General features: G+C 73.5%; 13 protein-coding genes. 7 read left to right on the top strand and 6 right to left on the bottom strand.

Annotated elements, in window-relative coordinates:
• Positions 1 to 201: 201 nt before the first annotated feature.
• The 4 genes from OP04_RS14705 to mce all read right to left on the bottom strand — a co-directional run bounded on the left by OP04_RS14705 (position 202) and on the right by mce (position 5,716).
• Positions 202 to 1,374, bottom strand: coding sequence for an AI-2E family transporter (locus tag OP04_RS14705; protein ID WP_408606752.1), 1,173 nt, complete (start codon positions 1,372 to 1,374; stop codon positions 202 to 204).
• A gap of 109 nt (positions 1,375 to 1,483) precedes the next feature.
• Positions 1,484 to 3,241, bottom strand: coding sequence for a hypothetical protein (locus tag OP04_RS14710; RefSeq protein ID WP_051797914.1), 1,758 nt, complete (start codon positions 3,239 to 3,241; stop codon positions 1,484 to 1,486).
• A 156-nt stretch (positions 3,242 to 3,397) separates the two neighbouring features.
• On the bottom strand, positions 3,398 to 4,696 hold the full coding sequence (locus OP04_RS14715; RefSeq protein ID WP_033340226.1) for a DivIVA domain-containing protein: 1,299 nt from the start codon (positions 4,694 to 4,696) through the stop codon (positions 3,398 to 3,400).
• Between the two features lie 558 nt (positions 4,697 to 5,254).
• On the bottom strand, positions 5,255 to 5,716 hold the full coding sequence (gene mce / locus OP04_RS14720; RefSeq protein WP_033340227.1) for a methylmalonyl-CoA epimerase: 462 nt from the start codon (positions 5,714 to 5,716) through the stop codon (positions 5,255 to 5,257).
• Between the two features lie 59 nt (positions 5,717 to 5,775).
• Between mce and OP04_RS14725 the strand changes: the two genes are divergently transcribed.
• From OP04_RS14725 to OP04_RS14735, 3 genes are all read left to right on the top strand, one after another.
• Positions 5,776 to 6,954: an acetyl-CoA C-acetyltransferase gene (locus tag OP04_RS14725; protein ID WP_033340228.1), complete on the top strand. Its 1,179-nt coding sequence runs from the start codon at positions 5,776 to 5,778 to the stop codon at positions 6,952 to 6,954.
• A 49-nt stretch (positions 6,955 to 7,003) separates the two neighbouring features.
• Positions 7,004 to 7,966: a methylmalonyl Co-A mutase-associated GTPase MeaB gene (gene meaB, locus OP04_RS14730; RefSeq protein WP_033340229.1), complete on the top strand. Its 963-nt coding sequence runs from the start codon at positions 7,004 to 7,006 to the stop codon at positions 7,964 to 7,966.
• Between the two features lie 91 nt (positions 7,967 to 8,057).
• Positions 8,058 to 8,663 carry a TetR/AcrR family transcriptional regulator gene (locus OP04_RS14735; RefSeq protein WP_033340230.1) on the top strand — a complete coding sequence of 202 codons (606 nt, stop codon included), beginning with the start codon at positions 8,058 to 8,060 and terminating at the stop codon, positions 8,661 to 8,663.
• Here the strand turns inward: OP04_RS14735 and OP04_RS14740 are convergent.
• On the bottom strand, positions 8,644 to 9,990 hold the full coding sequence (locus tag OP04_RS14740; RefSeq protein ID WP_033340294.1) for a GH1 family beta-glucosidase: 1,347 nt from the start codon (positions 9,988 to 9,990) through the stop codon (positions 8,644 to 8,646). The two genes, OP04_RS14735 and OP04_RS14740, sit on opposite strands and share 20 nt — an antisense overlap.
• A complete protein-coding gene (locus OP04_RS55600) occupies positions 9,987 to 11,990 on the bottom strand; it encodes an amidohydrolase family protein (protein ID WP_051797920.1) in 2,004 nt (667 codons plus the stop codon). The genes OP04_RS14740 and OP04_RS55600 overlap by 4 nt, the downstream gene beginning before the upstream one ends.
• Before the next feature lie 92 nt (positions 11,991 to 12,082).
• Between OP04_RS55600 and OP04_RS14750 the strand changes: the two genes are divergently transcribed.
• The 4 genes from OP04_RS14750 to OP04_RS53310 all read left to right on the top strand — a co-directional run bounded on the left by OP04_RS14750 (position 12,083) and on the right by OP04_RS53310 (position 20,450).
• Positions 12,083 to 12,736 (top strand): ATP-binding cassette domain-containing protein, encoded by a 654-nt coding sequence (locus OP04_RS14750; protein WP_033340232.1) that lies wholly within the window; start codon positions 12,083 to 12,085, stop codon positions 12,734 to 12,736.
• Positions 12,737 to 12,769: 33 nt separating this feature from the next.
• A complete protein-coding gene (locus tag OP04_RS14755; RefSeq protein ID WP_033340233.1) occupies positions 12,770 to 14,443 on the top strand; it encodes an acyl-CoA mutase large subunit family protein in 1,674 nt (557 codons plus the stop codon).
• Positions 14,444 to 14,529: 86 nt separating this feature from the next.
• Positions 14,530 to 17,475, top strand: a complete 2,946-nt coding sequence (locus OP04_RS48480; RefSeq protein WP_035086286.1) for a hypothetical protein — start codon at positions 14,530 to 14,532, stop codon at positions 17,473 to 17,475.
• The gene (locus tag OP04_RS53310) at positions 17,472 to 20,450 is read left to right on the top strand and encodes an FtsX-like permease family protein (protein WP_157239828.1); all 2,979 of its coding nucleotides are present in this window, start codon (positions 17,472 to 17,474) and stop codon (positions 20,448 to 20,450) included. The genes OP04_RS48480 and OP04_RS53310 overlap by 4 nt, the downstream gene beginning before the upstream one ends.
• Positions 20,451 to 20,616: the final 166 nt, after the last annotated feature.

A 20,616-nucleotide genomic window follows, 5' to 3' on the forward strand; every position in this document is an offset into this window, starting at 1 on the left:
TGCGCCGAGAATCCCCGACCCTTCGTGGCGCGCGCGAAACCGGCACTGTGGACGGAATCCGCAGCAGCCATCCTGCCATCAACGATCCACTGTAGAAAAGGTCGTGGCACGACAGAGGCGTGAATGAGGCAGTCGCGTTCACCTTTCTCCATTCGGGCGATGAACACGAGCCGGCCTGCGAATGGTGACAAAAAAGGCTGCTCAGCGCGTTGCCTGCCGTGGAATGACGACCTCGCGGATGATGATCTGCACGGCCGCGACCGCCGGGATGGCGACCAGCGCGCCGATCACGCCGAAGAGTGACACGCCGAGCAGCGCGGCCACGATGGCGGCGACGTCGCTGACCTCGACGGAGCGCCGCATCACCTTCGGGTAGATCAGGTAGTTCTCGAGCTGCTGGTAGAGGATGAAGAAGACGATGCAGGCGATGCCGACCGGCAGCGACGTGGCGAACCCGACCAGGCTCACCACCACGGCGCCGAGCGTGGCGCCGATCTGCGGGATCAGGTCGCAGATCGCCACCACGATGGCCAGCGCGAACGGGTACGGCAGATCCACCGCCAGCGCGAACACGAACGTGGACAGACCGCAGAGCAGCGCGACGCCCAGCGCTCCCACCAGGTACGCCCCGACCTTGGCCAGGATCTCGTCGCCGATCAGCTGGACACGCTCGCGGCGGGACGCGGGGACCAGCAGGTAACCGGCACGCTTCATCCGCTCGAAGCCGGCCAGGAAGTAGATGGTCAGGATCAGCACGGTGAGCACGTTGAAGACGGTGCCGAAGACCAGGCGGGCGCCGCCGAACACGCCGCCGAACACCCGGGACGCGTTCTCCGTGCTGACCAGCGTCTGGGCCTTCTCGACCAGGTCGTACTGCTGGATCAGCTCGCGGAGCGTGCGGCTGCGCTGGAGCGCCTCCACGTAGGAGGGCAGCTGTTCGACGAAGCCGCCGACCTGCGTGACGACCGGCGGGACGAGCGCGGTGATGCCGCCGCCGATCAGGCCGACCACGCCGAGCACGACCAGCGCCACGGCCAGCCCGCGCGGTATGTGCCAGCGTTGCAGCGCGACCACGGCCGGATGCAGGCCGACCGCGAGGAACAGCGCGATGAAGATGAGCACCAGCACGGACGACGCGTTGCGGATGCCGAGGAACATCGCGTACGCCAGCGCGAGCCCGAGCCCGCCCAGCAGCCCGGTCAGGAACGGGTTGCGGCGCAGCGGCCGGCCCGGCTGACCGAACTTCTTCGCGCCGAACGCGGCGAGCGCGTCGGCCCGGTTCACCACGTGCACCGGCCGCTCGGGCTCCGGTTCCGCCGGAGGCTCCGTCGCCTCGGGCTCCGGCAGCTCCGGCACGTCGGTCTTCTCGCTCACCCGCACACCTCCAGCGCGCAGCGTATCCGCCGGGATCCCACCGTGCCAGGCCGCGGAGAACGACGGAGGGGCGGCCGTGACCGGCCGCCCCTCCGCACGATGAACGTCGTCAGACGGTCTTGAGCTCCTCGGCCGCCTTGCCGTCGCGCGCGTCCGGCGCGGTGGCGCGGGCCGGCACGGTCGGCATGACCGCGGTCGGCGCACCGGCCGCGTTGCTGAGCGACGCGGGCGGGCCGTCCGGCTGCTGCGGCATCGCGGCCTGCGCCTTGCGCGCGGCCTCGACCGTCTCCGCCGAGATCACCTGCGTGGCGTCGGACTCGGACTCCGCCGGGGTCCGGACCGCCTGCGTGACGTCGTTCCCGGCCGAGGCCTCGATCCGGTCGCCCGGCGCGTCGCTTCCGGCGGCCGACGCGGTCGTGATGACCTGGGTCTCCTCCGGCGCGGCGGCCTTCGTGGCAGCAGCCACCTCCGCCACGGACGCGACCTGAGTCTCGTCCGCGGAGGCCGAGGCAGACGCGGAGACCGGCTCCGGGGCCGTCGCGGGCTCCTCGACGGCAACCTGCTGCGGCGCCTCCTCGGGCTCCGGCTGCTCCGGTCCCGCGGCCGCCGCCAGCACGGCCGCGGCGGCGAGTTCCGCGACGCGCTTGGCCTCACGCTGCACCTGCCGGCGCACGTCCGACGCGTGCCGCTCCGCGGCCTCCGCGGAACGCTGCGCGTCCGCCAGACGCTTCGTCTCGGTCGCGAGCTGCTTCTGGATCCCGCTCAGTTTCTCGGCGACCTTGTCCGATTCCTGCTGCGAGGTGAGCGACTGCTCGCGCAGCTCGGCCAGCGCGGACTCGGTCTGGGCGATCTCCTCGCGCAGCGCGGTGAGCTGCTTCTGCGTGGTGGAGACCTCCTGCTGGACCGCGGTGAGCCGCTGGTGTGCCTCGGCCGCGGACTTGTCCGCCGCACGCCGGGCCTCGTTCAGCTGACGCTCCGCGTCCGCGCGCTGGTCGGCCAGCTGCTTCTCCGCGTCCGCCCGGTGCTGGCTGAGCTCCTGCGCGGCCGCGGTCTTGCGCTGGGAGACCTCGTGCTCGGCCGCGGTGCGCAGCTCCGCCAGTTCGCGCTCGGCCGCGGCGTTGCGCTGGTTGATCTCCTGCTCGACGCTGCTGCGCCAGTGGCTGAGCTCCTGCTGCACCTGGGTGCGCGAGGACTGCACGTACGCCTCGGTCTCGGCGCGGGTGCGCTGCACGTACTGCTTGGTCTGCTCGGTGAGCTGCCGCGCCTCCTGCTGGGAACGCGCGAGCGCGGCCTGGCCCTCGCTGCGGGCCTTGTCGGCCTCGTCGCGTGCGGCCGCGATCTCCGTCTCGGCGGTGGTCCGGCGCTGCGCGTCGACCTTGTCCTCCTCCGCACGGCGGGAGGCGAGCGCGATCTCGAAGTCGCGGGCCGCCTCGTGCGCACGGGTGCGGGCGTCCGCGACCATCCGGTCCGCGTCCTCGCGGGCCTCGTTGAGCACCCGGTCGGCCTCGTTGCGCCGGTCCGCGATGTCCTGGGTGGCCTCGGCCCGGATCGCCTCGGCCTGGTCCTCCGCGAGCGCGAGGATCTGCTCCACGCGCGGGCCGAGATGCCGGTACGACACGCGCTCGGGCGTGGCCGCCCGGCGACGCTGCGCCGTGACCTCGGTCTTCAGCTGCTCGATCTCGCGAGCCATCGCCTGGATCTGGTCGAAGGCTCGCTGGCGCTCGGTAGCGAGCGCGGCGATCTCGTCCTCGGCGCGGGTGACGTACCGATCGACCTGCTTGCGGTCGTATCCCTTGAACTGTGACTCAAAGGTGGGCTCGGGAGCCACGTCGTCGCCGAGATCGAAGATTTGCCCGCCGTGTGACATGGTCTCATCCTCACACACGCTTCGTCCCGTCATGCACGGATACACACCGGCTTGACGGGACGTATGCGTCTCTCAGTCATTTGTCGCTTTTTGGGTGGAGCTGGCCGGGTTCTGCCAAACCCTGGGGCCTACCGTATCAACGAGGTGCACCGGGCCTCAGTTGTTGGCCTTGGCCGGCACCTTCTCGTCGGCGGCGTCACCCTTGTCGTCGGCAGCCTCGGCCTCGGCCTTAGCCGCGGCGGGAGCAGCGGCGGCGGGAGCGGCCGCGGGGGCGGCGGCCGGCGTCGGCACGATGCCGGCGAGGCCGGAGAGCATCTGGCCCAGCTGGGACGTGACGGCATCCTTCTGACGGGTCAGGTCCTCCACCTCGCGGCGCGCGGCCTGCGTGGTGTGGTCGGCCTCGGTGCGGGCCTCCGTGACCAGGCGGTGCGACTCGGCGCGCGCCTCGTTTATGGTCTTGTCGGAGAGCGCCTTGGCCTTCTCGATGGTCTCGTTCGCGTTGCGCTCGGACTCGATGCGGCGGGCCTCGGCGCGCTGCTCGATCTCCTTGGCACGGTCCTCGGCGGCGCGGGCGCGCTCCTCGGCCTCGGCGACCATCTTCTGCGTGGCGGCGACCTGCGCGGCGTGCCGCTGCGACTCCTCACGCTCCGACTTCTCCCGGCGCTCGGCGAGCTCCAGCGCGAGGGCCTGCAGGTCCTTGTCGCGCTTGTCGCGGGCGTCGGTGAGCATCTTCGTCGCCTCGGCGCGCTTCTCCTCGGCCTCGCGGGCCGCCTTCGCGCGGAGCTGGGTGATCTCCCGCTCGGCGGTGGCGCGCAGCGTGGAGACCTCGCGCTCGACAGTGGACTTCAGCTCCGCGACCTCGTGGGCGGTGACGGTGCGCAGCTGCTTGGTCTCACGGTCGGCGTCGGCGCGCAGCGTGTCCGCCTCGCGGCGGGCCTGCACGCGGACCTCGGCGGCCTCGCGCTCCGCGTGCGTGCGGACCTGACCGGCCTCGCGCTCCGCGGTCGCCTTCATGGCGGCGGCCTCGGCGCGGGCCTTGTCGGTGATCTCGCGGGCCTCGAGGCGGGCGGCGGAGAGGATGCCCTCCGACTCGCGCTTGGCCTCGCTGCGGTGATCGTTCGCCTGCTCCTCGGCGAGGCGCAGGATCTGCTCGACCCGCGTGCCGAGACCGGAGAGCGTCGGGCGGTTGTTCTCCTCGAGCTGCTTGTTGGTGTCGGTCAGCTTCTGCTCAACGGAGCTGAGGCGCTGCTCAGCCTGGCGCAGGCGGCGCTGCGCGTCGTTCATCCGCTGCTCGGCCTCGGCCCGCGCCTGCTCCGATTGGTTCAGGGCGGCGACCAGCCGGCCCAGGTGCGCGTCCACCTGGCCGCGGTCGTAACCGCGGAGAACGACCGTGAAGTCGTGCTCGGATTTCGCGCTCTCGAAGAACGCGAGGGAAGAGTCCTGCTGCTGGGGCATTGGGACATACTGGCAGACGTACCCAGGTGCTTCGCAAGAGCGTGCGGGGCATGTCCCGGACCGCTTTCATGGTCAACATCGCTGGTCACCGGCCCGGTGAGCCGTTCGGTCCAGTAGGGATCACCCGCTCGGCGAGGTGGGCCGACGGGGCACGTCGATGGCGTCAGATATCGGGCCTAAAGCGGCACTAACGATCAATTGCCTCGACTCGTTAAACTTTGTCCCAAAAAGCGGAAAACCGCAGACTACGAGCGAGGCGTTGCGCACGCTAGCACACTGTGAGGTGGCAAGTACACGGCGTTGTGCACCTATCTCTGCACCTCCGTACCGCGACGGCCGGCGAGACTGGTTTACCTATGCGCCGTGCGCCCGCGCCGGCCTTCACGACGAAGCACGATCAAAAGCAAGATCAAAAGCACGATCAAGGGCATGCCACGGTACGGCCGGGGCGCGCACGCCCCGCTCCGTGCCCGTCCGGTTCGCGGCCCGGCCGCGACCGCCCTGGTCCGCCGGCCCGCGCACCGTTCGGCGCCACCGGTGCGCGGGGACCGGCCCCGGTCAGCGCGCCGGCTCGACCAGCTCCACCAGCACCCCGCCCGCGTCCTTCGGGTGCACGAAGTTGATCCGCGATCCGGCGGTGCCCCGTTTCGGCTCCGGATAGAGCAGTCGCATCCCGCGCTCGCGCAGCGCCGCGCTCGCGACCTCCACGTCCGCCACCGTGTAGGCGACCTGCTGCACGCCCGGCCCGCTCCGGTCCAGGAACGTCGCGATCGCGGACTCCGGCGTCAGCGGCGCCAGCAGCTGCAGCCGGCCGCCGTCCGGGTCCGGCCCGATCGCGAGCATCGCCTCGCGTACCCCCTGATCGTCGTTTGTCTCTCGGTGGACGCACCGGAAACCGAAGACGCGGTGGTAGAAGTCGATGGCCGCGTCCAGGTCGGCGACGGCGATGCCGACGTGATCGATCCGCAGGATGCCGACGTCTCCCTGTGTGACGAATCCGGCATCGGGCTGTGAAGTCATGAACGATAGTCTGACCCAAATTATCGTTAAGGTCAGTGGCGACCCCAGGGACGGTAGTGATGGGCTCGGTAATCGTCGGCGGAGCACGGACCCCGATGGGACGACTGCTCGGCAATCTCAAGGACTTCTCCGCGGTGAAGCTCGGCGGGGTGGCGATCAAGGCGGCGCTGGAGCGCGCGGGCGTGGACCCGGCCCAGGTGCAGTACGTGATCATGGGCCAGGTGCTGCAGGCCGGCGCGGGTCAGATCCCGGCGCGGCAGGCCGCGGTCGAGGCCGGCATCCCGATGTCCGTGCCCGCGCTGACCATCAACAAGGTGTGCCTCTCCGGCCTCGACGCGATCGCGCTCGCGGACCAGCTGATCCGCGCCGGTGAGTACGACATCGTGGTGGCCGGCGGCATGGAGTCGATGACCAACGCGCCGCACCTGCTGATGGGGCAGCGGCAGGGCTACAAGTACGGCGACGTGATCATCAAGGACCACATGGCGCTGGACGGGCTCACCGACGCCTGGGACTGCTGCTCGATGGGCGAGTCCACGGAGAAGCACGGCGCCCGGCACGGCATCACCCGCGCGGAGCAGGACGAGTTCGCCGCGGACAGCCACCGGAAGGCCGCGGCCGCGCAGAAGAACGGCCACTTCGCGGAGGAGATCACGCCGGTCTCGATCCCGCAGCGCAAGGGCGACCCGGTCGTGATCACCGAGGACGAGGGCATCCGGCCGGAGACCACGGCGGAGTCGCTGTCTCGGCTGCGGCCCGCGTTCGCGCCGGACGGCACGATCACGGCCGCCAGCGCGTCGCCGATCTCGGACGGCGCGGCCGCGGTCGTGGTGATGTCCAAGGCCAAGGCGGAGGAGCTGGGCCTGAGCTGGCTGGCGGAGATCGGCGCGCACGGCAACGTCGCGGGCCCGGACAACTCGCTGCACTCCCAGCCGTCGAACGCGATCAACGCGGCGCTCGCCAAGGACGGCCTGACCGCGGCCGACCTGGACCTGGTCGAGATCAACGAGGCGTTCGCGCAGGTCGGCATCCAGTCCACGCGCGAGCTCGGGATCAGCCCGGAGCGCGTGAACGTCAACGGCGGCGCGATCGCGCTCGGTCACCCGATCGGCATGTCCGGCGCCCGGCTCGCGCTCACGCTCGCGCTGGAGCTGCGCCGCCGGGGCGGCGGCGTGGGCGCGGCCGCGCTGTGCGGCGGTGGCGGCCAGGGCGACGCCCTGATCATCCGGGTGCCGTGACGGGCCGTGGACCCGGCGTGCGGACCGGTTTCGTGGCAGGCTCGGCGGGGTGAGATCCCTGCGCCGCAGCCGTGACATCCCCCTGCTGGTCTCGCACGCCCGCGACGGTGACCCGCGCGCGGTCGCGCGGCTGATCACGCTGGTCGAGTCCGGCGACGAGTCGCTGCCGGAGATGGCGCGCGCGCTCGCCTCGCACGCGGGACGCGCGCGGATCATCGGCATCACCGGTTCGCCCGGCGTCGGGAAGTCCACCACGACGAACGAGCTGGTCCGCGTGCTGCGCAAGCGGGACCACCGGGTCGGCGTGCTGGCGATCGACCCGTCCAGCCCGTTCAGCGGCGGCGCGATCCTGGGCGACCGCGTCCGTATGCAGGACCACGCGACCGACCCGGGCGTCTACATCCGGTCCATGTCCAACCGCGGCCACCTCGGCGGTCTCTCCGCGGCCACACCGCAGGCCGTGCGCGTGCTGGAGGGCGCGGGCTGCGACGTGGTGCTGGTCGAGACGGTCGGGGTCGGGCAGGCCGAGGTCGAGGTGGCGTCGCTGGCGGACACCACGATGGTGCTGCTGGCACCGGGCATGGGCGACGCGATCCAGGCGGTGAAGGCCGGCATCCTGGAGATCGCGGACGTGTTCGTGGTGAACAAGGCGGACCGGGACGGCGCGGACGCCACGTACCGTGACCTCCAGGGCATGATCGCGCTCGGCGAGCGCACGGCCGGGCAATGGCGCCCGCAGGTGGTCCGCGCGGTCGCGTCCCGGGCCGAGGGTGTCGAGGAGACGCTGGACGCGCTGGACCGGCACCGGGACTGGCTGCTCGCGCACGGTGAGCTGGACCGCCGCCGGGCCGCCCGCGCCGCGACCGAGGTCGAGGCGATCGCGCTGGGCACGCTGCGGTCGAGGCTGACGGCGCTGCGCGGCGGCGACGCGCTGTCCGGCCTGGCGGCGGAGGTCGCAGCGGGCCACCGTGACCCGTATTCGGCGGCGGCGTCACTGCTGGACGCGTTGTAGATCGAACCCGCGCGTTCGTATGGTCATGAAGAGCCTTCCCCCACGCAGAACCGTCGTGCCGCGCACGCTCCGGCACGTCTAGGGTGGGGCCGTGCCGAAGCTGGTCGATCATGCGGAACGGCGGGCCGCACTGCTGGCGGCGACCTGGCGCGTGGTGCGGGCCCGGGGCGTGGACGGGACCACGACCAGGGCGATCGCGGACGAGGCCGGCTGCTCGCTGAGCGTGCTGGCGCACTTCCTGGGCGGCAAGGACGACATCCTGGTGGCCGCGCAGGCCGCGATGTACGAGCGGATCGTGGCACGCGCGTTCCTGCTCGGCGGGGATCTCGCCGGGCTGGCCGCACTGCGCGCCGCACTGGAGGCGGCGCTGCCGTGCGACGAGGAGCGCGCCGCGGACGCGCACGTGAACGTGGCGTTCGCGGGCGCGGCGCTGTCCCACCCGCGGCTGGCGGCGTCGCGGCGCGCGTCCCATCTGGACATCCGGGAGCTGCTGCGGGTGTGCCTGCGCGAGGCGCGCGAGCGGGACGAGATCGCGGACGGCACGGACGACGACGCCGTGATCGACGACTTCATCATCCTGGTCGAGGGCAGCGCGCTGCTCAGCCTGGTGGACGGCTGGGCCGAGGAGGGCCGCGCCGGACGGCTGGCCCGGATCGCCACGGACTTCGTGGAGCGGCTCAGGCGTGCGCCGCGATGAGCGCGCGGAACCAGTGCCAGGAGTCCTTGCGGGTACGCACCTGGGTCGCGCGGTCCACGTGCACGAGCCCGAACCGCTCGTCGTACCCGGCGGCCCACTCGACGTTGTCCAGCGCGGACCACACGTAATATCCGCGCACGTCCACGCCGGCGTCGATCGCGGCCCGCACCGCGCCCAGGTGCGCGTCCAGGTACGCGATCCGCCGCGCGTCCCGCACCCGTCCGTCCGGTCCCGGCGCGGGATCGTGGAAGGACGCGCCGTTCTCCGTGATGATCACCGGTGGCAGCGCCGGATAGCGGTCGCGCAGCGTGGTCAGGATCGTGGTCAGCCCGTCCGGCACGATCGCCCAGCCGAAGTCGGTCCGCTCCGGCGACGGTACCGGCACCGGCCGGAACGGCATCTCCTCCGGAATGTCCACTTCGAGCACGCCGTGGTAATCGCGACCCGGCCGCGGCGCCTCGATGAGCGTCGGCTCGTAGTAGTTGACGCCGTAGAAGTCGAGCGGCGCGCCGATGATCTCCAGGTCACCGTCGGCCACGGGCAGCAGCGGCGCGAGCGACTCGGGGTAGGTGCCGCGCAGGATCGGGTCGGCGAAGAGCCAGTTGGTCAGCGTCGCGAAGATCTCCGCGGCCTCCACGTCATCGGAGGAGGCCGGCGCGACCGGGAAGTGCTGCGCCGCCACGCCGACCGTGGCCGCGCCCGCCGCGCGTAGCGCCTGTACGGCGAGCCCGTGCGCGAGCAACTGGTGGTGCGCGGCCGGGAGCGCGCCGAACCCGAGGCCGAGGCCGGGCGCGTGCGAGGTCAGCGCGTAACCGTAGAGGACCTGCACGCTCATCTCGTTCAGCGTGATCCAGTCGTGCACCCGGTCGCCGAGCCGGTCGGCCAGCAGCGCGGCGAAGTCGCCCAGCGCGTACGCGGTGTCGCGGGACAGCCAGCCGCCCGCGTCCTCCAGTGCCTGCGGCAGGTCCCAGTGGTAGAGCGTCGGGACGGGCCGGACGCCGCGGGCCAGCAGCGCGTCCACCAGCCGGTCGTAGAAGTCCAGCCCGGCCTTGTTGACCGTTCCGGTGCCGGTCGGCAGCACGCGCGGCCAGGAGAACGAGAAGCGGTAGTCGTGCGTGCCCGCGTCCGCGATGTGCGCGACGTCCTCGGCGTAGCGGTGGTAGTGGTCGATCGCGACCCGGCCGTCCTCGCCGTGCCGGATCGTGCCGGGACGCGCCGCGAACGTGTCCCAGATGCTCGGCCCCTTGCCGTCCAGATCAAAGGCACCCTCGATCTGGTACGCCGACGTCGCCATCCCGAACCGGAACCCTGCTGGGAAGTCACTCACGCCCGCGCCCTCTCCCACATCGCCGTGTAGACCTCGGCGCCGTTCATCAGCTGGTCCCGCAGCAGCGGGCCGTCCGGACCGGCCTGGCGGATCAGGTCGGTGACCCAGTCCGCGTAGAGGCCGTACTGCGCGACGCCGTCCGTGTTCAGGTCGAACGTGCGGGTGCCGAAGACCTGGCGGTCGACCGTGGTGCCGTTCGGCGCGGTGAACGGGTACGTCTGCGGCCCGGCCGGCGGGCTCAGCTGCGGCGGCGCCTGTGGGCCCAGGCCGTTGACGTCGCTGCCCATCCCGTACCCGCTGATGGTGTGGCCCTGGGTGTTGGCCCGCCATTCGTCCAGGAACGGCGTCTCGTCGTCGCCCGCGTCCGTGGCCGCGTGCGCGTAGCCGGCGACGAAGCCGCCCAGCCCGATGATCCGCCCGACGATCGCGGGGTCGGACCAGGAGTGCACGGAGACCACGCCCGGATAGGCGGCGGCCTCGGCCAGGTCCAGGACCGCGGACGCGGTGCGTACCCCCATGTGGTCGATGTGAATGATCATTCCGCGGTCGATCATGCGTGCGATGAGGTAGGCGCCGAGCGGTGTCAGGCCGCGCGTGTTGCAGATCGGGCCGCTGGGGTAGACGGGCAGGATCGTGCCGGCGGGCAGGCCCAGCCGGCCGAGCCGGAGCAGCTCCGCCAGCTCGTCGCTGACCAGCGGTTGCGCGTTGTCGGACGGGCCGGTGCAGGACTCCGCGGTCCACCAGTGGCCGGTGGTGATCAGGTTGCCGATGTTGATCGCGACGCCGGTCGCGCCGGCGTCGAAGCGGGTGCCGCCGAACGCGTTGTCGAACTTGTGCACCGGGTAGAGGCCGCTGACGCCCATCGCCTCCAGCTCGTCCAGCCCGGCGTCGACCTGGGCCGTGGTGCAGGAGACGTTGCAGCCGAACAGCTCCGAGCTCTCCACGCCGATCGTCACCGCCAGCTTGCCCTCGGCCGCGATCGCGCGCACCCGCTCCGGCGTGGCCGCGAGCCGGAACCAGCCCTTGCCGGGCCCGCCGCTCTGCGCGTCCACGTAGTCCTGCATCGAGCGCAGGTAGGCGTGCTGTGCCCGGATCTGCTCCGTCTCGTCGCAGGACGTGTCGCGCGTCGGGTAGAGGCCGCAGATCACCCGGTTCGCCACCAGCAGCGTGTTGAGCACGCGCTGGCCGGAGCGCCAGGACCGTTCGATGCCGCGGAAGTAGGACTGCTCGTGCAGCAGGCTGTCGTGCTGCGGCCAGTCGCCGAACGTGGGCCAGCCGTCCTCACGCGAGTCGATCGGGTCGGTGCCCGCGATGATCGCCTCCAGCAGCGCGCCGATGCCGAGCGTGGCGTGCGACGCGCAGCCCTTCAGCGCGACCGCGGGCCCGCCGGCCGCGAACGCGTCGCCGCAGTGCAGGTCGCCGCCGAACGCGTCCGCGGCGGTGACGTGCGCGTGCCCGTCGATCCAGCCGACCAGCCGGCCGTTCGCGTCCACACCGGGTGCGGCCGTGCCGGTGACGCCGGTGCCGATGTCGTCGACCGGGACGCAGCCGGTGGCCGGGGTGGCGGTGAGCGTGCTGGGCGACGAGGACCCGCCGACCCGGCCGAGGAACGTGCCGAGCTGCTGGCCGGTCGCGGTCGAGGAGAGCCGGTAGTGGCCGTCCCCGTCGGTGGCGGCAGTCCAATCGGCCCGGTCACCATAGCTTTGACCAGGAAGAACAAAGCCGATCACGCTCTGGTACGGGTACGCGCCCGCCGCGTCGCGGATCGTGTAACGGCCGAGCGCGGTGGCGTCGAGGCGGAACCGCTCCGCGGACGCGAGTCCGGCGCCGTAACCGTACCCACCCGAATTTTTCACGACATATCCGTGTGAGGCCTGGAATGTCACGCAGGCGTCGTCGAGCGCATAGGCGGGCGTCCAGGACTCGGCGGCCCGCGCGGGTGTGGGAACGGTGATCAGGACGAGCGCGGTCAGCGCCGAGACTGGTGCGAGCCGGGACATGCGGCCACCTCCGGTTGGGAGATCGTTTGATCCACCAAGTGGGCCCAGCATAGGGACGACGGCGGTCGCACGGAAGGGATAGGGTCCGGTCCATGTCACTGCTGCTTGTCGACGGCGTCACGCTCGGGTACGGCGCGGAGCCGGTGCTGCGCGACGTCACCGTGGCCGCGGAGCCGGGCAGGATCCTGGCCGTCACCGGCCCGTCCGGCGCGGGCAAGACCACGCTGCTGCATGCCATGGCCGGCCTGCTCCGCCCGTCCGCCGGCCGGGTGCTGCTGGGTGACGAGCCGCTGCGCGACCGCGACCACGCGGTGTCCCGCCGGATCGTGCTGGCCCCGCAGGACAACGGCCTGGCCGCGATCCTCACCGCGGCGGAGAACGTGCACGTCGCGCTGATGGCGGTCGGCGTCCGCCCGCCGGAGGCGCGCGCCTCGGCCGCGACCGCGCTGGCCGCGCTCGGCCTCACCGACCAGGCCGGGCAGCTGGTCGAGGAGCTCTCCGGCGGTCAGCAGCAGCGCGCCGCGCTGGCCCGTGCGCTGGCGCTCGCCGGTGACGTGCTGCTGGCCGACGAGGTGACCAGCGAGCTGGACGCGGTGAACCGGCAGCGCGTGCTGGAGCGGCTGCGTGCGGAGGCGGACCGGGGTGCCGCCGTCGTGTTCGCCACGCACGACGCGGAGGCGGCCGCGTTCTGCGACGCGGAACTGCACCTCAGGGACGGTGTGTCGGAGGTTCTGACGAGAGCTTAGCGATCGTTAAGTTCTCCCCCTACACTGGTCGGCATGGACGCCGAGCAGATCGCCGCCGGACGAGAGCGCTGGCAGGCCCGGTACGACGCGGCCCGCAAGCGCGACGCGGACTTCACCACGCTCTCCGGTGAGACGGTCGCGCCGCTCTACGGCCCGCCGCCCGGCGCCGACGTGCCGGGATTCGACCGGATCGGCTGGCCGGGCGAGTTCCCGTACACGCGCGGCCTGCACCCGACCGGTTACCGCGGGCGGGCGTGGACGATCCGGCAGTTCTCCGGGTTCGGCAACGCGCGGCAGACCAACGAGCGGTACAAGATGCTGCTCGCGGCCGGTGGCGGTGGCCTCTCCGTGGCGTTCGACATGCCCACGCTGATGGGGTACGACTCGGACGACCCCAAGTCGCTCGGCGAGGTCGGGCACTGCGGCGTCGCGATCGACTCCGCCGCGGACATGGACGTGCTCTTCGACGGCATCGACCTCGGCGCGGTCACCACCAGCATGACCATCTCCGGCCCGGCCGTGCCGATCTTCTGCATGTACCTGGTCGCGGCCGAACGGCAGGGCGCCGCGCTGTCCGGCCTGGACGGCACGCTGCAGACGGACATCTTCAAGGAGTACATCGCGCAGAAGGAGTGGCTCTTCGCGCCCGAGCCGCACCTGCGCCTGATCGGCGACCTGATGGAGTACTGCGCGGCCGAGATCCCGCGCTACAAGCCGCTCTCCGTCTCCGGCTACCACATCCGGGAGGCGGGCTCCACGGCCGCGCAGGAGCTGGCGTACACGCTGGCGGACGGCTTCGGGTACGTCGAGCTGGGCCTGTCCCGCGGCCTTGACGTGAACCGGTTCGCGCCCGGCCTGAGCTTCTTCTTCGACGCGCACGTGGACTTCTTCGAGGAGATCGCGAAGTTCCGGGCCGCGCGGCGGATCTGGGCCCGGTGGCTGCGCGACGTCTACGGCGCCACCGACGAGCGGGCGATGTGGCTGCGCTTCCACACCCAGACCGCGGGCGTGTCGCTCACCGCGCAGCAGCCGGTCAACAACGTGGTGCGCACCGCGGTGGAGGCGCTCGCGGCCGTGCTCGGCGGCACCAACTCGCTGCACACCAACGCGCTGGACGAGACGCTGGCGCTGCCCACCGAGGAGTCCGCCGAGATCGCGCTGCGCACCCAGCAGGTGCTGATGGAGGAGACCGGCGTGGCGAACGTGGCCGACCCGCTCGGCGGCTCCTGGTACGTGGAGGCGCTCACCGACCAGATCGAGACCGAGGCCGAGGCGATCTTCACCCGGATCCGGAACCTCGGCACGGACGGCACCATCACGGCCGGCATCCTGCGCGGCATCGAGGACGGCTGGTTCACCGCCGCGATCGCGGAGTCCGCGTTCGTCTACCAGCAGGCGCTGGAGAAGGGCGACAAACGGATCGTGGGCGTGAACGCGCACACCGGCACGGTCGCCAAGGACCTGGAGATCCTGCGCATCTCGCACGAGGTCGAGCTGGAGCAGCGCCGCGTGCTGGCGGACCGGCGCGCCCGCCGGGACGACGCGGTGGTGCGCCGGACGCTGGCGGCGCTGACCGCGGCCTGCCGTACCGAGGCGAACCTGATCCCGGTCATGCTGGACGCGGCCCGCGCCGAGGCCACGCTCGGTGAGATCTGCGGCGTGCTGCGCGCGGAGTGGGGGATTTACCGGGAACCCGCCCGATTCTGACCTTTCCTCCCTTCGGGCCGATCCGGAGCCCGGAGATCGCCTATCGTCTGTCGCACTGACGGGCGGCGATCAATGGGGGTGGGCGCGTGCGCGCACTGCTCGCGGGCCTGATCCGTGGCCACCGCGCGCGGCTGCTGATCTTCGCGCTGCTCAGCGGCCTCACGATCGCGGTCGCGGCCGCGATCCCGGCCTGGACCGGCGCGGCCCTGGAGGGCACCACCACGCGGGCGGTCGGCGACTCCGGGACCGGCGAGCGGGCCCTGCGGATCACCGGCGGCATCTCCACCGGGCTGAACCCGATCACGTCCGCGTTCCAGGAGGCGGCCGCGCTGCTGCCCGAGACCCGGTTCACCCGCTACGGCTCGGTGCAGACCCTGGTCACCGCCACCACCCCGGAGGCGAACGGCGGCGTGCGGCTCTTCTACATCGAGGACGTCTGCGGCCGGCTGCTGGTCGAGGGCGCGTGCGCCACCGGGCCGGCCGAGGTGACGCTCACGCCCGCGACCGCCGCCTCGTTCGGCGTCACGGTCGGCGACCGGCTCCCGGTGCAGGGCGGGCCGATCCCGCCGGTCGCGCTGACCGTCACCGGCCTGCACCGGCCCGCCGACCCGTCGGACGCGTTCTGGACCGACCGCACCGCGTCCTACCTGCCGCTGGAGTCCGGTGGTCTGATCGGCGACCTCGGCACGTTCCAGGTGATCGGCACGGAGACGGTGGAGGGGGTCTGGGACTACGTGCTCCGCACCGACGTGCCGTTCGACCCGGACGTGACCGCGGCGGACCTGGCCGCGGCCGGCACCGGCACCGACACCGGCGCGCTCGGCCGGACCACCGCCGCCACCCGCCTGCCGGACCTGCTCACCGCGCTGCGCGGCAACGAGGAGTCGCTGGTCCGCGGCGGCCGGGTCACCACCGCGCAGATCGGCCTGATCTGCGGGTTCGTGCTGCTGCTCGCGGCCGCCGGGCTCGCCGCGGAGCGCCGCGACGAGTCCGCGCTCGCGGCACTGCGCGGCGCCCCGGCCGGGACCCGCGCGATCATCGCGGTCGCGCCGGGCCTGCTCGCGGTGCCGGTCGCGGCCCCGCTCGGATTCCTCGCCGGGTGGGGCGTGGCCGCGCTCGCCGCGCGCGCGGAGTTCGGCGTCACACCGCCCCCGGTCCCGTCGCTGATCTGGAGCGGTGCCGCCGCGCTCGGCTGCGTCGTCCTGATCCTCGGCGCGGCCGTGGCCCACCGGCCGCGCGGCCCGGTGCTGGAGGGGCTGCGGCGCACCCCGTCCCGGCTGCGGCTCCGGCCGCTCGACGCGGTCACGCTGGTCGTGGTCGCGCTGGCGGTCGCGGCCCGGTTCGAGATCGCGAGCGCGGGCCCGGCCCGTGCCGAGGGCGTGGCGCTGTTCGGTCCCGCGCTCTTCGCGCTGGCCGGCAGCCTGATCGTGGTGCGCCTGGTCCCGCCGCTGGCCGGGCGGATCGCGACGAACCGGCTGCGTGCCGGCCACCTCGGCGCCGGGCTCGCGGCGCTGCAACTGGCCCGTCGCCCCGGCGGGCACCGGGTGCTCGCGCTCTTCGCCGTCACGGTCGCGCTGCTGGTCCAGGCCGTCACCGCGGCCGACCTCGCGTCCCGCGCGGCCGTGGACCGTGCCCGATGGGAGATCGGCGCGTCCCGGGTGCTCCAGGTCGGCGCGTCCTCGCCGGAGGCGCTGCGGGCCGCGGTGCACACGGCCGACCCGGACGGGCGGTGGGCGATGCCCGCGCTGCGCACCCGGCAGGCCGGCGCGCCGCTGCTCGCGGTCGAGCCGGAGCGGCTCGCCACCGTGCTCGCCCGGCCGCGCGGCCTCGACCTCGACCGGCTGCGGGCGCTGACCGCCGCGCTGCGCGTGGACGGGAACGCGCCGGTGCTGGTCGACGGCACGGAGCTGGTGCTGGACGTGGAGGTGGTCGCGCCGGCCGTCGGCTTCCTCACGGCGTACCTGGTGGAGCCGGCCGGCAACCAGATCGAGGTGATGCTGGAGCTCCCGGGGTCCGGCCGGGCCGTCGTCCGCGCACCGGTCGCCGGCTGCGAGCGAGGCTGCCGGTTCAGTCACTTCGGCTTCCGCTCCCGGCCGGACGGGCTGCGTCTGCACGAGCTGCGGCAGGACGGGCCGTCCCGGACGCTGCTCACCGCCGCGGAGATGGGCGCGCCCGGACGCTGGCGGCCCGGGTTCTCGGTCCCGGCCGAGCAGATCACGCTGGAGCAGGACGGCCCCTGGCTGGCCGCCTCGTTCCGCAAGCTCGCGGGCCGCCCCGAGTCGGTGGAGACGCGGCTACGCCTGGCGGACACGCCGTTCCCGGTCCCGGTGCTCGCGGCCGCGCCCGAGCTGTCCGTCCAGCGCGATCAGGTCCGCGCGCTCACCACGTTCGACCTCGGTGCCCGGCCGGTGACGGTCGCGGGCGGACTCACCGCGCTGCCCGGCATCGGCACGGAGGGCTTCATGATCGATTATGGGTACGCGGTCCGGCTGCTGGAGGCCCCGGCCGTGAACGCGGCCTACGAGGTGTGGCTGTCCGCCGACGCCCCCGCCGGCCTCGACGACACGCTGCGCGCGGCCGGGCTGACCGTCGACGACACGCGCGACGTGGCGGACCGGGCCGCCACGCTGCAGGCGCAGGGACCCGGCCAGGCCACCCGCCTCTACCTGGCCGTCGCGCTGTTCGCGCTGGTCCTGGCCGTGGCCGGCGCGCTGCTCACGGCCGCGGTGGAACGGCCGAGCCGGGCCGCGGACCTGGTGGCGCTGCGCACGCAGGGACTGCCCGGCCCGGCGGCCCTCGCGGCGGCCCGCGGGGACCGGGTGGCGCTGGCGATCGCCGGCGTCGCGGCCGGCGCGCTGCTCGGCGCGCTCAGCCGCGTGGTGCACCTCGGGCTGCTGCCGGTCTTCGCGGACCGGGCGAAGGCCACCGTCACCGTGCAGGGCTGGTGGGCCGCGCTCGCGGTGCTGGCCGCCGTCGCGCTGCTGGTGGCGGCCGCCGTGTGGAGCGCGCGCGACCCGGAGCGCCGGTCGTGACCGCGCTGGTGCGGGCCGCGCTGCGCGCCCGATGGCAGGTCGCGCTGGTGATGACGCTGCTGGCGGCCGTGGCCACCGTGGCCGCGGTCTCCTCGCCGCTGTACCGCGCGGCCGCGGTGGAGTCCGCCACCTACACCGAGATCCGGGCCGCGCTCCCCGAGGAGCGGCGGATCACGGCCGACCGGCACGTGCCGCCGGAGAAGCCCGACTCCGCCGACCCCTTCCTGCTCCACCCGCCGGAGCTGGCCGAGGAGCTTCCGGCCGCGCCCGGCTTCGACACGATCGGCGGGCTCTGGCTGACCGGCAAGATCCTGGCACCGGACACACCGCTGCCGGACAGGTCCACGCCCGAGGACCAGGTCGTGGGCATGCGAGGCTCGGTGATGTACCGCGACGGCGCCTGCGGACAGGTCACCGTCTCCGCCGGGCGGTGCGCCACCGGACTCTTCGAGATCATGGTCAGCGCCCGCGTCGCGGACCGGCTCGGGCTGGACCTCACCCGGACCGTCACGTTCTACACCGGCAAGGGGCTGCGGATCTCCCGGTACACCGTGGTCGGTGTCTACACGCCGGACGACACCGGGGCGGACTACTGGAGCGGTCGCACCTACTTCGCCGGGTTCGGCGCGCGCGACCCGATCGCGGACCCGTTCATCACCACGCGGGAGACGGTCGCCCGCACCCCCGGCACGGACTACCTGGAGTCCGCGGACCTGGTGGCGTTGCCGGGCGCGTTCCCGGAGCAGGCCCGCGCCGCGGCCGACATCATGCGGAGCTACTCCCAGGGCGTGGCGCAGTGGTCCACCGACAGCCGGATCCCCGCGCTGGACCAGCGCCTCACCCGCAGCCGCGCGCAGCTCACCGAAGGGCTCGCGCTGGCCGGGCTGCCACTGGTGCTGCTGGCCTGGTTCGTCCTCTACTTCGCGATCACGTTCGGCGCCGGGCTGCGCCGCTCCGAGGCCGGCCTGCACGCGCTGCGCGGCACCCCGCCGGGCGTGCGATGGGCGCTCGCGTCCGCGGAAGCGGCACTGCCGGTGCTGGCCGGCGCGCCGATCGGATACCTCGCGGCCTGGCTGATCGTCTCCGTCATGGCCGCCACCACGATGCCCGGCGCGCCCGCGGTCACGCCGCACGCCGACTCGGTCCTCTACGCGGCCGTCGCGGTCGGCGGCGCGCTGCTCATCGGCCTGATCGCGCAGTGGCGCACCGTCTCCGCGCCGGTCGCGGCCCTGCTGCGCTCCACCCCGCCCCGGCAGCGCCCGGTCGCGATCGGCACCGGCGAGGCGGTCGTGGGCGCGCTCGCCGCGGCCGCGGCCTACCAGGTCGGCACCGTCGACGGCCCGAGCGGCGGGCTGGAGCTGCTGGTCCCGCTGCTGATCGCGCTCACCGCCGGGCTGCTCGGCGCGCGGGCCGCCGGGCTGATCGCCGGACGGCTGGCGCACCGGTCGCTGCGCCGCGGCCGGATCGTGCGCGGACTGGCCGCGGCCGAGTTCGCCCGGCACCCGGTGCAGGTGCGCGTGGTCGCGCTCACCGTCATCGTGTTCTCCCTGGTCGGGTTCGCGGCGACCGCCTCCGTGGTCGCGTCCGAGGCCCGCACGCACCGCGCGGTCGTCGACGTCGGCGCGCCCCGCGTGCTGCACGTGGAACCGGTCGGCGAGCGGGACCTGCTGCGGGCCACCCGCGCGGCCGACCCGGAGGGCCGGTACGCGATGGCCACCGCCCGCCTCACCCGCACCGAACTGCCCGGACTCGCGGTGGACAGCACGCGCCTGGCCGCGGTCGCGTCCTGGGACCCGGGCTTCGGCCTGAGCGCGGCCGAGGTCGCCGCGCTGATCCGCCCGGTCCCGGCCACGCCGCTGCAGATCAGCGGCGACACCGTGACGCTGCGGGCGAGCGCGGTCACGCCGGCGAAGGGCGCCCGGGTCTGGCTGGTCCTGCTGCCGGAGACCGGGCCGGTCGTGCGCGTGATGCTCGGCGAGCTCACCGACGGCGTGCACGACTACACCGCGAGGACGCCGGCCTGCGCGACCGGCTGCACGGTCGGCTCGATCGAGATGGACACGCCGGTCACCACCGGGTACCGCGTCGACGTCACGCTCCTGTCGATCACGGACGGATCCGGGCCGGTCGAGGCCGGCCTGACCGCGCAGGGCCGGTGGCGCACGGTCCAGGGCTCGCTGCTCGGCGTGCCCGGCCTGACCGCCACCGCCACCGGCCTTCAGCTGCTCTACAACGACCGAACCCGCCCCGACCTGCGCCTCGTCCCTGTCTCCACCGCGATCCCGCTGCCGGTCGTGTCCCGCGGCGAGCCCAAGGCGCTGCCGTCCGCCACCGGGATGACGCCGGTCGCGCGCGTCGCCACCATCCCGGTCGGACCGGGCGGGAACAGCACCCTCGTCGACCTGGAGTACGCGGACCTCGCCGCCTACGACGCCGCGCTCGCGGCGGAGCCGCAGGTGTGGCTGACCGCGGACGCGCCCGCCTCGGTGATCGACGCGCTCACCGCCAACGGGCTGACCGTGCTGCGCGAGTCCACGATCGCGGGCCGGCATCAGGTGCTGGCCGGGCAGGGGCCCGCGCTCGCGATCCGGTTCCACCTGCTCACCGCCGCCGGCGCGGTGCTGCTCGGCGTGGGCGCGCTGTTCGTGCTCGGCGCGGACCGGCCCCGGCGCGTGCGGCAGTTGCGCGCGCTGCGGGTGCAGGGACTGCGCGCCGGTCCGGCCTGGCGGAGTCAGCTGGCCGCGCAGCTCGCGGTCATCCTGGCCGGCGCCGTGCTCGGCGTGGGCGCGGGCGCGCTGGCCTGGTGGACCGCCCGCGGCGCGATCACGTACTACGTGGACGGCTGGGACCTGCTGGCGCCACCGGCGTGGCCCGGGGTGGCGGCCGTGCTCGGGCCGCTGGCCGCGCTGGTGCTGTTGTCGCTGGTCGCGGCCGGTTCGGCGGTGTCCCTGCGGCGCACGGTGGAGGAGCGATGACCAACCTTCGCGGGTACGGGTGTGCGGCATCGCCGAAGGGCCGGTTCCGGGCCGGTGCGGCCTTCGCCGGCGGGAGACCGGCGGCTCGGCGATGCCCGGGAGCGCCGGATCCGGCGGAGCGGAGCGTCGGTCACGGAGCGGGCGGTCCGTGCCGCCGGGACGTACC

The sequence above is a fragment of the Catenuloplanes japonicus genome (assembly GCF_000717135.1).
In the GTDB taxonomy this organism is placed as follows: domain Bacteria; phylum Actinomycetota; class Actinomycetes; order Mycobacteriales; family Micromonosporaceae; genus Catenuloplanes; species Catenuloplanes japonicus.

Coding starts and splice junctions, on each gene's coding strand:
- OP04_RS14710 (WP_051797914.1), bottom strand. CDS start 3,241: ATGTCACACGGCGGGCAAATCTTCGATCTCGGCGACGACGTGGCTCCC.
- OP04_RS14715 (WP_033340226.1), bottom strand. CDS start 4,696: ATGCCCCAGCAGCAGGACTCTTCCCTCGCGTTCTTCGAGAGCGCGAAA.
- mce (WP_033340227.1), bottom strand. CDS start 5,716: ATGACTTCACAGCCCGATGCCGGATTCGTCACACAGGGAGACGTCGGC.
- OP04_RS14725 (WP_033340228.1), top strand. CDS start 5,776: ATGGGCTCGGTAATCGTCGGCGGAGCACGGACCCCGATGGGACGACTG.
- OP04_RS55600 (WP_051797920.1), bottom strand. CDS start 11,990: ATGTCCCGGCTCGCACCAGTCTCGGCGCTGACCGCGCTCGTCCTGATC.
- OP04_RS14750 (WP_033340232.1), top strand. CDS start 12,083: ATGTCACTGCTGCTTGTCGACGGCGTCACGCTCGGGTACGGCGCGGAG.
- OP04_RS14755 (WP_033340233.1), top strand. CDS start 12,770: ATGGACGCCGAGCAGATCGCCGCCGGACGAGAGCGCTGGCAGGCCCGG.